Origin of the sequence: Delftia sp. K82 (assembly GCF_002193035.1) — a bacterium.
GTDB lineage: Bacteria > Pseudomonadota > Gammaproteobacteria > Burkholderiales > Burkholderiaceae_C > Comamonas > Comamonas acidovorans.
This window is the reverse complement of sequence record NZ_MYFL01000005.1, coordinates 110436-123609: the sequence shown is the minus strand read 5'-3', so window position 1 is coordinate 123609 and position 13174 is coordinate 110436. Positions and strand designations below refer to the sequence as shown.

At 68.0% G+C, this 13174-nt stretch carries 11 protein-coding genes; 3 read left to right on the top strand and 8 right to left on the bottom strand.

Going from position 1 to position 13174, the window contains the following annotated elements; all coding sequences use genetic code 11:
* Positions 1 to 12: 12 nt before the first annotated feature.
* The 3 genes from KDK82_RS27410 to nadB all read left to right on the top strand — a co-directional run bounded on the left by KDK82_RS27410 (position 13) and on the right by nadB (position 4554).
* Positions 13 to 1764: a sensor domain-containing diguanylate cyclase gene (locus KDK82_RS27410; protein WP_088166734.1), complete on the top strand. Its 1752-nt coding sequence runs from the start codon at positions 13 to 15 to the stop codon at positions 1762 to 1764.
* Positions 1765 to 1907: 143 nt separating this feature from the next.
* A complete protein-coding gene (gene nadA, locus KDK82_RS27405; RefSeq protein WP_043824025.1) occupies positions 1908 to 3041 on the top strand; it encodes a quinolinate synthase NadA in 1134 nt (377 codons plus the stop codon).
* A gap of 10 nt (positions 3042 to 3051) precedes the next feature.
* Entirely contained in the window at positions 3052 to 4554 is a 1503-nt protein-coding gene (gene nadB, locus KDK82_RS27400) for an L-aspartate oxidase (protein WP_088166733.1), read from the top strand.
* Between the two features lie 534 nt (positions 4555 to 5088).
* Here nadB and KDK82_RS27395 read toward each other — a convergent pair.
* The 8 genes from KDK82_RS27395 to trbE are packed head-to-tail and all read right to left on the bottom strand — an operon-like array spanning position 5089 to position 13168.
* Positions 5089 to 5334 (bottom strand): DUF2274 domain-containing protein, encoded by a 246-nt coding sequence (locus KDK82_RS27395; RefSeq protein ID WP_009517047.1) that lies wholly within the window; start codon positions 5332 to 5334, stop codon positions 5089 to 5091.
* The gene (locus KDK82_RS27390) at positions 5331 to 6599 is read right to left on the bottom strand and encodes a TrbI/VirB10 family protein (protein ID WP_009517046.1); all 1269 of its coding nucleotides are present in this window, start codon (positions 6597 to 6599) and stop codon (positions 5331 to 5333) included. Before KDK82_RS27390 ends, KDK82_RS27395 begins: the two co-directional genes overlap by 4 nt.
* A 2-nt stretch (positions 6600 to 6601) precedes the next feature.
* A complete protein-coding gene (gene trbG / locus KDK82_RS27385; protein WP_009517045.1) occupies positions 6602 to 7591 on the bottom strand; it encodes a P-type conjugative transfer protein TrbG in 990 nt (329 codons plus the stop codon).
* Entirely contained in the window at positions 7588 to 8292 is a 705-nt protein-coding gene (trbF, locus tag KDK82_RS27380; protein ID WP_009517044.1) for a conjugal transfer protein TrbF, read from the bottom strand. The genes trbG and trbF overlap by 4 nt, the downstream gene beginning before the upstream one ends.
* Before the next feature lie 18 nt (positions 8293 to 8310).
* On the bottom strand, positions 8311 to 9684 hold the full coding sequence (trbL, locus tag KDK82_RS27375; protein ID WP_009517043.1) for a P-type conjugative transfer protein TrbL: 1374 nt from the start codon (positions 9682 to 9684) through the stop codon (positions 8311 to 8313).
* Positions 9681 to 9980 (bottom strand): hypothetical protein, encoded by a 300-nt coding sequence (locus KDK82_RS27370; protein ID WP_009517042.1) that lies wholly within the window; start codon positions 9978 to 9980, stop codon positions 9681 to 9683. The genes trbL and KDK82_RS27370 overlap by 4 nt, the downstream gene beginning before the upstream one ends.
* Positions 9981 to 9992: 12 nt before the next feature.
* Complete coding sequence (gene trbJ / locus KDK82_RS27365; protein WP_009517041.1) at positions 9993 to 10718, bottom strand: P-type conjugative transfer protein TrbJ; 726 nt, start codon at positions 10716 to 10718, stop codon at positions 9993 to 9995.
* The gene (trbE, locus tag KDK82_RS27360; protein WP_009517040.1) at positions 10715 to 13168 is read right to left on the bottom strand and encodes a conjugal transfer protein TrbE; all 2454 of its coding nucleotides are present in this window, start codon (positions 13166 to 13168) and stop codon (positions 10715 to 10717) included. Before trbE ends, trbJ begins: the two co-directional genes overlap by 4 nt.
* Positions 13169 to 13174: the final 6 nt, after the last annotated feature.

Here is a 13174-nt window from a genome sequence, read left to right as displayed (position 1 = left end):
CGGATTTCTGCGTTGAACGAGCTTTTCCCCCCGGATTCCCCCGCCCCGGCTTCCAGCACCGCGCCCAGTCGCTGGCAGCGCCTGGGCCTGCGCACGCAACTGGCACTGGTCTTCGGCTCGCTGCTGGTGGGCGTGACGGTGCTGATGTCGCTGGCATTCGGCGAGCTGCTGCGCTGGCGCATGGAGCGCGAGGTCAGCGCCTCGTTGCATGCCATGGCCTCCAACGCCGCGCGGCAGCTGTCCGATGGCCTGTTCAGCCGCGCCCATACCGTGGAAGTGCTGGCCGCCTCGCCGGAGCTCTGGATCCAGGGGCTGGAGGCCCCGGGCGTGGGCGCACTGCTCAACCGCGCCCGTTCACTGACGCCCACCAGCCTCTGGATCGGCGTGGCCGACGCCGAGGGCACGGTGCGCAGCGCGACCGACCAGGTGCTGGTGGGCCTCGATGTCAGCGACCGGCCCTGGTTCGAGCCGGGCCTGCAGCGCGTCCATGTGGGCGATGTGCGCGCCTCCTCGCCTGTGATGTCCGCCTTGCTGCCGCCTGCGGCCGACGGCGCGCCGCGCCGGTTCATGGACTTCGCGGCGCCCATTCGCGTGGGCGATCTCACCCAGGGCGTGCTGTGCATGCACAGCAGTTGGGAATGGGTGCGCGAAACCATGCAGACCCTGCAGCAGGCCGACAGCGCCGACCGGCAGATCGGCCTGTTCATCTTCGACCGGCGTGGACGGCTCATCCACGCGCCGGGCGACAGCCTTGAGCCGTTGCTGGCCCTGGACCAGCGCCTGCCGGTGGCCCATACCGTGTCTGCCGATACGGCCGATGCCACGCTGCAGCCCGTACAGGTGGCGCGCTGGCAGGACAGCCCGCAGAGCTTTCTGACGGCCACCGTGCCGCTGCAGGCCCACAACCGGGCAACGGCCATGGGCTGGCACATCGTGGCCCGGCAGCCGCATGACAGCGCCTATGCGCCCGCGCGCCAGGCCATGCACCAGGTGCTGGCCGGCGGCCTGGCAGCCGCGCTGGTGGCCGCCGTCATCGCCTGGCTGGTGGCGCGCAGGCTGAGCCAGGATCTCAAGCGCCTGGCCCGTGCCGCCAATGGCATCGACGGCAGCGGTGCGGCCTCCGACATCCCGCAGCTGCACAGCAGCCGCGAAGTGCATCGCCTTTCGCAGGCGCTGCGCGGCAGCATTGCCCAGTTGCGCTCGGCCAACGAGGCCATGGAGCGCCAGGTGCGCGAGCGCACGCTGCAGCTGCAGCAGGCCAATGCCGAACTGGAGCACCAGGCGCGCAGCGACCCGCTCACGGGCCTGCTCAACCGCCGGGGCTTCGACTTCCAGCTGGACTTTGCCATGGCGCTGGCGCGCCGCAGCGGCCGCCCCTTGAGCGTGCTCGTCATCGACGTGGACTACTTCAAGCGCATCAACGACCAGCACGGCCATGACATGGGCGACGCCGTGCTGCGCACCCTGGCGCGCGCCTTCCGCATGCGGCTGCGCGAGTCCGACGTGCTGGCCCGCATGGGGGGCGAGGAATTCCTGGCACTGCTGCCCGACACCACGGCCGATGCCGCCGTGGTCATTGCCGAGCAACTGCGCGAACTGCTGGCCGCCACGCCCATGGCGCATGGCGAGCCCGTCACCGCCAGCGTGGGCGTGGCCACGCTGCGCAGCGTCACGGACACGGCCGCCGCCATGCTGCGCCGTGGCGATGAGGCGCTGTACGAAGCCAAGGGCGCGGGCCGCAACAACGTGCAGCTGCAGCGCTGAGACGGCCCCGCGCCGCTTTTCCCGCCCTCGATTTCCTGACTGCCGCAAAACACCTGTGCAGCAAAAAACATCACACTAATACTCAAATTGAGCATATTATTCGCAGCCATTACCAGCCCTTTCCACAGTCCCGGACGGCCACCATGCAGCTCAAATCCGTGCAGTACGACAAGCCCCATTTCTCCCTCGCCGGCCAGTGCGGCATCGGCGAGGCCTGGGCCCGCATTCCTCCCGAACTTGACCGCGCCCAGCGCCTTCGGACCGCCGAGCGCATACGCGCCCTGCTGCACGAGCGCGATGCCGTGCTCGTGGCCCATTACTACGTGGACGGCGAACTGCAGGACCTGGCGCGCGAGACCGGCGGCTGCGTGGGCGATTCGCTGGAGATGGCGCGCTTCGGCGCCCAGCACCAGGCCAGCACCCTGGTCGTGGCCGGCGTGCGCTTCATGGGAGAGACCGCCAAGATCCTCAGCCCGGAAAAGCGGGTGCTCATGCCCGACGACGACGCCAGCTGCTCGCTGGACCTGGGCTGCCCGGCAGACGAGTTCAGCGCCTTTTGCGACGCCCACCCGGACCGCACGGTCGTGGTCTACGCCAACACCAGTGCGGCGGTGAAGGCGCGCGCCGACTGGGTGGTCACATCGTCGGTGGGACAGGACATCGTGGCCCACCTGCACGCCTGCGGCGAGAAAATCCTCTGGGCTCCCGACCGCCACCTGGGCGCCCACATCCAGCGCCAGACCGGCGCCGACATGCTGCTGTGGCATGGCTCCTGCCTGGTCCATGACGAGTTCAAGGCCGACGAACTGGCCGCCATGGCACTGGAGCACCCGCAGGCCGCCATCCTCGTTCACCCCGAGTCGCCGGCCGCCGTGGCAGCCCAGGCCGATGTGGTGGGCTCCACCACTCAGCTCATCAACGCGGCAGGCCGGCTGCCCACAGACACCTTCATCGTCGCCACCGACCAGGGCATCCTGCACGACATGCGCATGCGCTACCCGGGCAAGACCTTCCTGCCGGCGCCCACGGCCGGCCAGGGCGCCACCTGCAAGAGCTGCGCCATGTGCCCCTGGATGGCGATGAACAGCCTGCAGGGCGTGGAACTGGCGCTGGAGCAAGGCCTGTGCGCCATCGAGGTGGACCCCGCCATCGCCCAGGCCGCGCGCCGCCCCATCGAACGCATGCTGGCCTTTGCCGCAGGCCATCGCCAGCCCGTGCGCGCCAGCGGAGACCTCGCACGCGATGCGGCGCTCTTCCAGCATTTCGGTCCCGCCTGAGGAGCACGCCATGACCCAGCCCTCCATGGACGTACTCATCATCGGCGCTGGCCTGGCCGGCATGGCCGCCGCCCTGTCACTTCCGCCGCATCTGCGCGTGGCCCTGCTCAGCAAGGGCGCGGCCGAGGAATGCGCCAGCGCCTGGGCCCAGGGCGGCATTGCCGCCGTGCTGGATGCACAAGACAGCATCGATGAACACGTGGCAGACACCCTGGTCGCGGGCGCAGGCCAGTGCGATGCACAGGCCGTGCGCGCCATCCTTGAGCAGGCGCCCGACGCCATCGATTGGCTGGTGGCCCACGGCGTGCCTTTCACGCGTGACGACAGCGGTGGCCTGCACCTCACGCGCGAGGGCGGCCACGGCCGCCGCCGCATCGTGCATGCCGCCGACTGCACCGGACAGGCGGTGCACGCCGCCCTGCTGCGCGCCTGCCGGGAGCGCGCGAACATCGATTTGCATGAGCACACCAGCGCGCTGGACCTGCTGACCGAAGGACAGCCTGCGCACTGCACAGGCGCGCTGGTGCGCCTGCCCGATGGCCGCCAGCAGCGCTGGCATGCCGCGCATACCGTGCTGGCCACGGGCGGGCTGGGGCAGGTCTATCCCGCCACCACCAACCCGGCCACCGCCACGGGCGACGGCGTGGCCATGGCCTGGCGCGCAGGCTGCCGCGTGGGCGACCTGGAGTTCATGCAGTTCCATCCCACGGCCCTGCAGGTGGGCGGCCGCGCGGCCGGCCTGGTCTCCGAGGCATTGCGCGGCGAAGGCGCCCTGCTGCGCCTGCCGGACGGCACGCGCTTCATGCCTGCCCATGACGAGCGGGCCGAACTGGCGCCGCGCGACATCGTGGCCCGGGCCATCCGGCACGAGATGGACCGCCATGGCCTGGCCTTCGTGCACCTGGACATCACCCACCGGCCACGTGCCTGGCTGCAGTCGCATTTCCCCGGTGTGATGGCTCTGTGCGCCAGCCATGGCATCGACATTGCCACGCAGCCGATTCCTGTCGCCCCCTGCGCCCACTACGCCTGCGGCGGCGTGCTGGCCGGCATCGACGGGCGCACGGATGTCGATGGCCTGCGCGCCATTGGCGAGGTGGCGCGCACCGGCCTGCACGGCGCCAACCGGCTGGCCAGCAATTCGCTGCTCGAATGCGTGGTGATGGGGCGCGCCGCCGCCCGGGCCATCGCGCAGCAGCCGGCTGCCGCCCCGGCGCCGGCCCGACCGACCGAAACCCTGCAGGCCGGCGCACAGGAGCAGGACACGGCAGCCGTCGCGCAGGAGTTGCGCCAGCTCATGCAGGACTGCGTGGGCATACAGCGCAGCGACCAGGGCCTGGCGCAGGCCGTGCAGCGCATTGCGGCTTGGCGTGAAAGGCTGGCACCTGCCGCAGGCCATGCGCTGCGCAATCAGCTCGATGTCTGCTGGCTCATGGCCACGGCTGCCGCTGCGCGGCGCGAGAGCTGCGGTGCGCATTCGCGCATCGGCGCCGCCCTGGCGCTGGTGGAATGAAAAATGGCCCCCACGCTCCCCTTGCTGCGCAAGGTCCGCTGCCCCCCGAGGAGGCTGCTTTTCATCTTGGGGCGGCCCGGCGATGAAAAATGGCCCCCACGCTCCCCTTGCTGCGCAAGGTCCGCTGCCCCCCGAGGGGGCTGCTTTTCATCTTGGGGCGGCCCGGCGATGAAAAATGGCCCCCACGCTACCCTTGCTGCGTAAGGTCCGCTGCCCCCCGAGGGGGCTGCTTTTCATCTTGGGGCGGCCCGGCGATGAAAAATGTCCGCTGTCAAGTCTTTCTTGCAGACATGCAGCGGTGCGAAAGGGCTTATGGGGCAATAGGTTAGCCTAGATTCAGGCTGCGGCGCGCTCTTGCTGCATTTCTAGCTAGGTGCCACATGGGTGCTTCGCGGTGGCAAACGCAGGGGCGCCGCAGCGGGCAAGATCGCATAGCCATCTATGCCCCGGCTGGTCGCAATCCATTCCCAAAAACGGAAGCGCAGCCCGAGGCTGCGCTTTCATCGTGAGCGGATGGTGGATGCGCCCGCATCGTCAACCCGGCTTCGGCGGTGCGGCCTTGTTCCCACTTCCCTTCCTGAATCCCCGATCCCCCGCCATGAACGCCTCCAGCATGTGCGGGATCAGCGTCACCGCATCGACCGCCTCGCCATACGCCTGTGCGTGCAGCGCGGCGTAACGGTCGAGGTCGGCTTTCAGGCTGGCCGGGCAGGTGAACGTCAGCTTCGTGCTACCGCTGGACGGCAACGGGCCGAGGCGGAGTTTTCGGGCGGTACTCATCGCGCACCTTCAAGCTGATAGAACATGGGTTGGTAAGGACGCAACACGAGGTCGCGCGCCACGATCACCCGAACCGGCAAGCCCGGCCGTGCCGTCAGCGTCGGCTGGATGTTCATGTTGCGCCGGGTGATCTCCTGCCCGACCTGATTGATGCTGTCCTGCGCGCTGTCGCGCCCGGCGATCACGATGCGGTTGCCGTCCTGCCGGTTCTCCGGCGCGGCCAGCTCGGCGCCGACGCCCAGCAGCGTCGTCAGCACCGCACCGGCAAAGATGCGCTTCCAGTGCCAGTCCACGTCGTCTTCCAGGCCCGCGTAGCCGGCCGGGTCGGTGCCCACGAGATTGTCGAGTGTCAGCGAGGACGTGTCCGGCAGGATGACGCGGTTCCACACCACCTGCACGCGGCTCTGCCCGTAGCTGACCTGGCTGTTGTATCTGCCGAGGATGCGCGATCCCTGCGGGATCAGCAGGAACTTGCCCGTGGCCGTGTCATAGACCGGCTCCGTGACGGTGGCGATCACATCGCCCGGAAGATCGGACTTGATGCCCGTCACCAGCGCGCCTGCGATCACCGTACCGGCCATCACCTGATACGGCGACGCCGGCAGCGCCAAATTGCCGGAATTGCGGGTTTCCGTAGAACCGGCTTTCAGGAACGCCTCTTTCTGCTCTTGCCGGTTCTGCACGGCGGTCGGGTCGGCAGGCTGGGCCGCCGTCGAGGCAGGCCCGGCAGCGAGCGGGTCGAAAGCCGCGAGTGTGCTGGCACCGCTCGCACCCGGCGCCGCCTGCGCCACCGTGGCGGCCGCCTGGCCTTGGCCGCCCGAGCGGAAGAACACCGACGAAGCCGCAGCGGCCTCCGCTTCCTTGCGCAAGGCGTCATTCGGATCATGGCCGGGGGCCGTGTAAGCGGCCATGGCCGGCTGCTGCGAGTTCACGATGGCCGGGCCGAGATCGCCCGGCAGCGGCGGCCCCAACTCGGGCACCTTCCGCAGCTTCGAGTAGTCGGAAGGCAGGCCATCCAGCCCCTCGGACTTCGATACGCGATCGACGTTGTAAAGCTCGGTCTGTTCGCCCGCGTCGCGCCGGTGCGGCTGCAATGACCAGATCGTGGCCCCGAGCACGGCGACCGACAGGCCGCCGACGAGGATGGCCAGCGTGCGCCGGTTCAGGCGCGTGACCGGGCGCGGCTGTGCGCGCAGCGCCACTGCCTCGGGCGCTACCTTGCCCGCCTGTGGCGTGGCGAGGTCGGGAGTGTCGTCCTGGCTCATGGTCAGTTCCTCCGCGTGCCGTCCGTGCGTTCGATGCGCACCACGTCGCCCTTGTCGCCTCCCAGGCGCAGTTCGGCCGCGCCGAACAGGCGATCCACGATGTAGTACGGCGGCCGAAAGCGGTAGTTCACCAGTTGCCCATCGCCCTGTGCGCCAATGACGAACAGCGGCGGCAACTCGCCCTGGGCGATGCCGGGCGGGAACTGGATATAGACCTTCTCCCCGTCGTCGAAGGCGCGCAGCGGCTTCCACGGCGGATTGCTGCCGCTGACCGTGTAGCGGAAACGGATCTTCTCCAGCGAGAGCCCGGTATCGACCGGCGCGACGGCGCTGGCCGCCTGTGCCTGACGCTGCAAGGCCAGCATCTTGTCCTTCGGATACTCCCAGGACACCGACGCCATCCATGTCTTTTCGGTCGAAGTCAGCTCCATCAGGTACGTCCTGCGGCTGGTGGTGATGACCAGATTGGTCTTGAGGCCCGAGCGGATCGGTTTGACCATCACGTTGACGCGCAGCGCTTCGCCGCTGCCGCTCGATGTGTCCCCGACGATCCAGCGCACCGTGTCGCCAGCGGCCACCGTCACCAGCTCCTCGCCCGGCTGGAGCGCGATCACGGTCACGCGGCCCACGGCCGCATAGACCTGATACAGCGCGCCATCCGTGAAGGGCCAGACCTGAATCGCATTGACGTAGCCCTCGCGCGTGGGCGCGACTCGCGCCTCGGTATTGGCCCGTGAGACGCGCACCTTCTCGTCGGCCGGCTCCGGCACCGGCTTGGCTTCTTCGCCCTCGGGCGCCGGCTTCAATTGCGCCGGCATTGGCAGCACCTCGGGCACGGCGACCGCCTCCACAGGTGCGGGCGGCTCCGGCAGCTTCTGCGCCTGCACCGGCTCATCGAGCGAGATGGTCGGCGGCGGCTTGCCCTGCGTGGCGCAGCCCGCCAGGGCAAGCAGGATCACCGGCAAAACTGATTTACGGAAAAGATCATTCATGGTTTTGCTCCTTCGGAAGAATCCAGTTCGCGGCTCCACGACAGGCCGTTGACGTAGATGCCTAGGGGGTTCTTGCGCAGGCGCTGTTCGGTGCGCGGGGTCTGCTGCACGATGGAAATCACCGCGTTCCAGCGTTCGGTGCCGGCAGGAGCGCCATTGACGAAGCGTTGTTCCGTCCAGCGCACGTTGAACGAGGCATCGCTCGCGCGGGTCACGCTGGTGATCTGCACCGTCACCGACTCCTTGCCGATGCGCGCGAACGGATCGTTCACGCGGGCGTACTCGTTGAGCACCACGGCGCCTTTGTCGGTGGTGTAGTCGTAGGCGTCCAGCCAGTTCTGCCGCACCACGATGGGGTCGATGGACAGCGAGCGCACCAGGCCAATGAAGCGGCCCAGGTGGTAGGCCACCTGGGCATCGCTGGGCTTGTACGGCGTGGCGGCCTCGCCCACGGCGCGCACCTGGCCCGCGTTGTCCACCTCCACCACGTAGGGCGTCACGATGGACTGCGCGGAACGCCACACGAGGCCGCCGGCCATCAGCACCGCCAGCGTCAGGCAGCCAAAAGCCATCAGGCGCCAGCTCCTGGCCTGCACGCGGGACGAACCGATACGTTCGTCCCACACCTGCGCGGCGGACTGGTAAGGGGTCGCAGGCTGCGGCGTATCGGCGTAGCGCACCTGCGGTCGTTTGAATCGCATGGTTGTTCTCCTTGAAGATCAGGAATCGGAATCGCGCAGACTCGGCCCCTGGCTGGAGCTGCCGCCGTCGCCCCCGCGCAGCGCGTGGGCGGCGGTGGTTGCGGCATGGGTGAGTTGCTGGCGGCGATGCAGGCGTTTGGCCCAGGCGGGTTGCTCTTGCGGCGCGGTGGAGGGCGTATCACCACCAGACGCTGGGCCGCCCGATGCGGCGGCTGTACCGCCTCCCGCCGAAGTCGTGCCTTCCTGGCGGAAAGCTGCGGCGGTACGTTCCTTCATCGAACGCGCGCCATCGGCCACCTTCTGCCCGGCTGCCTGAGCGCCTGTCTTGGCGACATTGCCGAAGCCCGCAGCGGCACCCTTGAGGCCACCGCCTGCCGAAGCAGAACCGGCCTGGAACGCCGACCGCGCGCTGCTGGCGGCTCCAGCAGCAGCCCGCGCGCCGCTGCCGGCCAGCCTTGCGGCTGCGGGCGCCATGCGCGCTCCAGCGGCTACCGCGCCGCCAACGCCCGTGGCTGCGGCGCCGACGGCAACGGCAGCGCCCGCAGCGCCCAGCGCAGCACCGGCCATCGCACCAGCGCCAAGCTGCGGCCCGCCAGACACCAGCCCAGTTGCAATGCCTGGCCCGAAGATGCCCAAGGCCAGCAGGGTCAGCGAGGCCAGCATCACGACCAAGGAGTGGTCGATGGATGGCTCGGCGGGATGTACCTGAAACTCGGCGAACAGCCCCGAGCCGATGCCCACGATGACCGCGAGCACCAACACCTTGATGCCGGACGACACCACGTTGCCCAGTACCTTTTCGGCGAGGAACGCGGTCTTGTTCCAGAGTGCGAACGGCACGAGCACGAAGCCCGCGAGCGTGGTCAGCTTGAACTCGATCAGCGTGATGAAAAGCTGGATCGCCAGCACGAAGAAGCACAGGATGACGATCAGCCACGCGAGGAACATCACGACGATCGGCGTGATGTTCACGAACACCTCGGGGAAGCCCGCCATATTGCCGATCTGCTCAAGGATCGGCGCCCCGGCGTCGATGCCGACCTTGGCCAGCCGCCCAGGGTGCAGGAAGTTCTCCATGCTCAAGGTCGAGCCGCTGGCCGTCAGGCCGAGCCCGGCGAAGGAGCGAAACAGGATGCCGGCCAGCGTGTTGAAGTTGCCGATGATGTAGGCGAAGGCACCGACATAGAGCACCTTGCGGATCAGCTTGGCGAACACGTCTTCGCCCTGGCCGACCGCATGGCCCATCGCCCAGAACAGCCCGGCGATCGTCATGTCGATGATGATCAGCGTGGCGGTCAGAAACGCCACCTCGCCATGCAGCAGCCCGAAGCCCGAGTCGATGTAGCGCGAGAAGGTATCGAGGAAGCGGTCAATCACCGTCACGTCATTCATGGCGAGTCCTCCTGCCCAGGTTCTTTGGCATCGGCGGGTTCATCGAAGCTGGGCGGAATCGGCGGCAGGTCGGCCAGCGTCTGGTACTCGCCCGGCCCGGCCTGGCCGGAGAGAAAGCGCCGCAGGTCGGCCTGGGCCACCTGCGCGCAAAACGCGCCTTCGTGCGCGCCCGCGCGGCACTGCGCGCGCAGCGTGTGCAACCGGGATGGATCGGTGGCCAGTGAAGCCACCGACAGCGGCTGAAAGCAGCCGGACAGCAGGAACGCGAGAGCGAACACGACAGGCGCGTACTTCATGGCCGCACCTCGTCAGTGGTTGTAGAAATCGACGGATTGCGGCGTGTACGGCGTGCCACTCCCCAGGAAGCGGCGCGTCACCTCGCGTCCGCGCTCCGTGGCTGCCGCCTGCCGCGCCAGTTCCAGCGCGGCAGCGCGATCCTGCGTGATCTGGAGCCGCTGCGACTGGATGGATTGCTTGGCCTGCAAGGCCAGCAACTGGTTCATGGCTTGCATCGCTTGCAGCGCACCTTGGGCCGACTGGCTCTTGCCCACGAGGTCGGCCAGCGCGCTTTCGTCTTCGCCCAGGTTCTGCGACACCTGGGCCTGCATCTGCATCGTGGTCTGCAAGCCGTTGAGCGTGTTCTTCCACCGCTCCTGCGTGTCGCGGTACATCTGGTCGCCGCTCACCGTGGCGGCGTACTGCTCGGGGTACAGGCGCTGAAACTCCCGATCCAGATTGGTCACGTCGTAGGCCAGGCCGCGCGCCTGGTCGATCAGCCGCTGCGTGGTCGCCAGATTGGCGCGCAACTGGCCGACCACGCTGGACGGCAGGCTGGCCAGGTTGCGCGCCTGGTTCATCAGCATCTGCGCTTCGTTCTGGAGCTGCTGGATCTGGTTGTTGATCTGCTCCAGCGTGCGGATCGCGGTCAGCGTGTTCTGCACGAGGTTCGTGGGATCGACCACGACCCATTGCGCATGGGCGGTGGCGGTGCAAAGCATGGCCGCGATGGCGGCGGCAATAAGACGCTTCTTCATGGCAGGTTCTCCAGGGGTTGGTCAGCAAGGGAACCCGGCGCGAGGCCGGGGAACGAGGGCAACAGATCGGCCGCCCAATCAAGGCCGCGATGGCGCAGCCACGCGCCCGCGAAGCCGGGCACGCCGGCGTCCAGCAGCACGCGGTCTATGTCGCGCTGGTCTTGTGGCGTAGATGCGCCCGCAAACGCCAGCGCCGCCGGCCCCAGGTCGAGGTCGAACAGGCGGTTGCCGAGGCGGGATTGGTAGTAGTAGTCGCGCTTGGGCTGTGCGGTGGCGACGATTTCGATCTGCCGCCTGTTGAGGCCGAAGCCTTCGTAGATCGTGCGAATCTGCGGCTCGGTGGCCTGCGGGTTGGGCAAGAAAATCCGACTCGCGCAGCTCTCGATGATCGCGGGCGCGATGCTCGAATCCTTGATGTCGGCGAGGCTCTGCGTGGCGAAGATGACGCTGACGTTCTTCTTGCGAAGCGTCTTGAGCCACTGGCGGATACGCGCGGCAAACACCGGGTCGTCGAGGAACAGCCACGCTTCGTCGAGGATTAGCAGCGTGGGCGCACCGTCGAAGCGTTCGTCGAAACGCGCAAAGAGGTAATGCAGCACGGCCATGACGGCGGCCTTGCTGTGCATCAGCTCCTCCATCTCGAAGCACTGCACGTCGGCCATGCCGAGACGGTCATGGTCGGCATCCAGTAGCTTGCCGTGCGCGCCGCCGAGCACATACGGCGCGAGCGCCTGGCGCAGCGCGTTGGACTGCAAGAGGACGGAAAGCCCGGTCATCGTGCGCTGCCCCATCGGCGCACCGGCAAGGCTTCCCAGCGCCGACCAGATGGCGGCCTTCTCGTCAGGGCCGACCGGCACCCCTTCGTGCAGCAAGCGGCCTTCGATCCATTCGGCGGCCCAGGTGCGGTAGCCCTCGCGGTCGATACGTGCCAGTGGCTGGAAGGCGATTTCGCCATCCGTGCCCAGGTCGTAGTGTTCGCCGCCCAGGCCGAGGATGGTGGCCCGCATGGAGCGGCCCATGTCGAAGGCGAAGATGCGCGAGCCGCGATAGCGGCGAAATTGCATCGCCAACGTGGCGAGCAAGACCGACTTGCCCATGCCAGTCGGCCCCGCGACCAGCGTGTGGCCCACGTCGCCGATGTGCGTCACCAGCCGGAACGGCGTCGCGCCATCGGTGCGCGTGACGATCAGCGGCGGGCCATCGAGGTGGTCGTTCTTCTCCGGCCCGGCCCATACCGCCGACACCGGCATCATGTGCGCCAGGTTCAGCGTCGAGACGATGGGCTGGCGCACGTTGGCGTAAGCGTTGCCTGGAATGGATGACAGCCACGCATCCACGGCGTTGAGCGTTTCCGGGATGGTGACGAAGCCGCGCCCTTGGATGACCCGCTCCACCATGCGCAGCTTCTCGTCGGCTACGGCCGGGTCGGCATCGAGCACCGTCACCGTGGCGGTGAGATAGCCGAAGGCGACTTGATCGCTGCCCAGTTCCTGCAAGGCGGCATCGGCGTCGGTCGCTTTGTTGCTGGCGTCGGTATCGACCAGCGGGCTTTCCTGCTGGAAGATCGTTTCGCGCAGCAGCGCGATGACGTTCTTCCTTTTTGCAAACCACTGGCGGCGCAAGCGGGTGAGTTCTTTTTCCGCCTCGGATTTGTCCAGGCAGAGAAAGCGTGTGCTCCAGCGATACGCAAAGCCCAGGCGGTTGAGGTCGTCCAGAATCCCCGGCCAGGTCGAGGTCGGAAAGCCCCGCACCGATACCACGCGCAGGTGCTGGTCGCCCAGCATGGGCGCCAGGCCACCGACCAGCGCGGAGTCGGTCAGCAGCGCGTCGATGTGGAACGGCACCTCGGGCACGCCGACGCGGTAGCGCCGCGTCGAGATGGTGGCGTGCAGGTAGGTCAGCGTCTGGCTGTCGTCCAGCCAGGCAATCTCCGGCGTCACGCCATCGAGCAGGTCGAAGACGCGATCGGTTTCCGCCACGAAGGCATCGAGCCGGCCGCGCCAGTCCACGCCTTCGGTGGGCCGGTTCTCATACAGCATTCCCGCCGCGCGGGTGCGAGATTCCTCCGGCGGTAGATATTGCAGCGTGAAGTGGTAGATGCTCTCAAAATGGCTGTCCGACTCCTCGAATGCCGCACGTCGCTCCTCATCCACCATCCAGGACAGTGGTTCGGGAAAGGAGGACTGCGGATAGCTCGAAGCCTGCACCCGCTCGGCCTCGATATAGAAGGCCCAGCCAGACCCGGTGCGGCGAAGCGCGTTGTTCTGCCGTGCCGACGTGGCAATCAGTTCGCCCTGTGTGGCACTGTCCAAGTCAGGGCCGCGAAACTGGAACGATCGTTGAAACGAACCGTCTTTGTTCAGCACAACACCTGGCGCGACCAGCCCGGCCCAGGGCAGCCAGTCGGCCAGCAAGGCCGGGCGCTGGCGGTATTCGGCGAGGTTCAGCATCGTGGC

Bases quoted from the DNA above. Each gene is read 5' to 3' on its own strand.
- nadA (WP_043824025.1), top strand. From the start codon at position 1,908: ATGCAGCTCAAATCCGTGCAGTACGACAAGCCCCATTTCTCCCTCGCC.
- nadB (WP_088166733.1), top strand. From the start codon at position 3,052: ATGACCCAGCCCTCCATGGACGTACTCATCATCGGCGCTGGCCTGGCC.
- KDK82_RS27395 (WP_009517047.1), bottom strand. From the start codon at position 5,334: ATGAGTACCGCCCGAAAACTCCGCCTCGGCCCGTTGCCGTCCAGCGGT.
- KDK82_RS27390 (WP_009517046.1), bottom strand. From the start codon at position 6,599: ATGAGCCAGGACGACACTCCCGACCTCGCCACGCCACAGGCGGGCAAG.
- trbG (WP_009517045.1), bottom strand. From the start codon at position 7,591: ATGAATGATCTTTTCCGTAAATCAGTTTTGCCGGTGATCCTGCTTGCC.
- trbF (WP_009517044.1), bottom strand. From the start codon at position 8,292: ATGCGATTCAAACGACCGCAGGTGCGCTACGCCGATACGCCGCAGCCT.
- trbL (WP_009517043.1), bottom strand. From the start codon at position 9,684: ATGAATGACGTGACGGTGATTGACCGCTTCCTCGATACCTTCTCGCGC.
- KDK82_RS27370 (WP_009517042.1), bottom strand. From the start codon at position 9,980: ATGAAGTACGCGCCTGTCGTGTTCGCTCTCGCGTTCCTGCTGTCCGGC.
- trbJ (WP_009517041.1), bottom strand. From the start codon at position 10,718: ATGAAGAAGCGTCTTATTGCCGCCGCCATCGCGGCCATGCTTTGCACC.
- trbE (WP_009517040.1), bottom strand. From the start codon at position 13,168: ATGCTGAACCTCGCCGAATACCGCCAGCGCCCGGCCTTGCTGGCCGAC.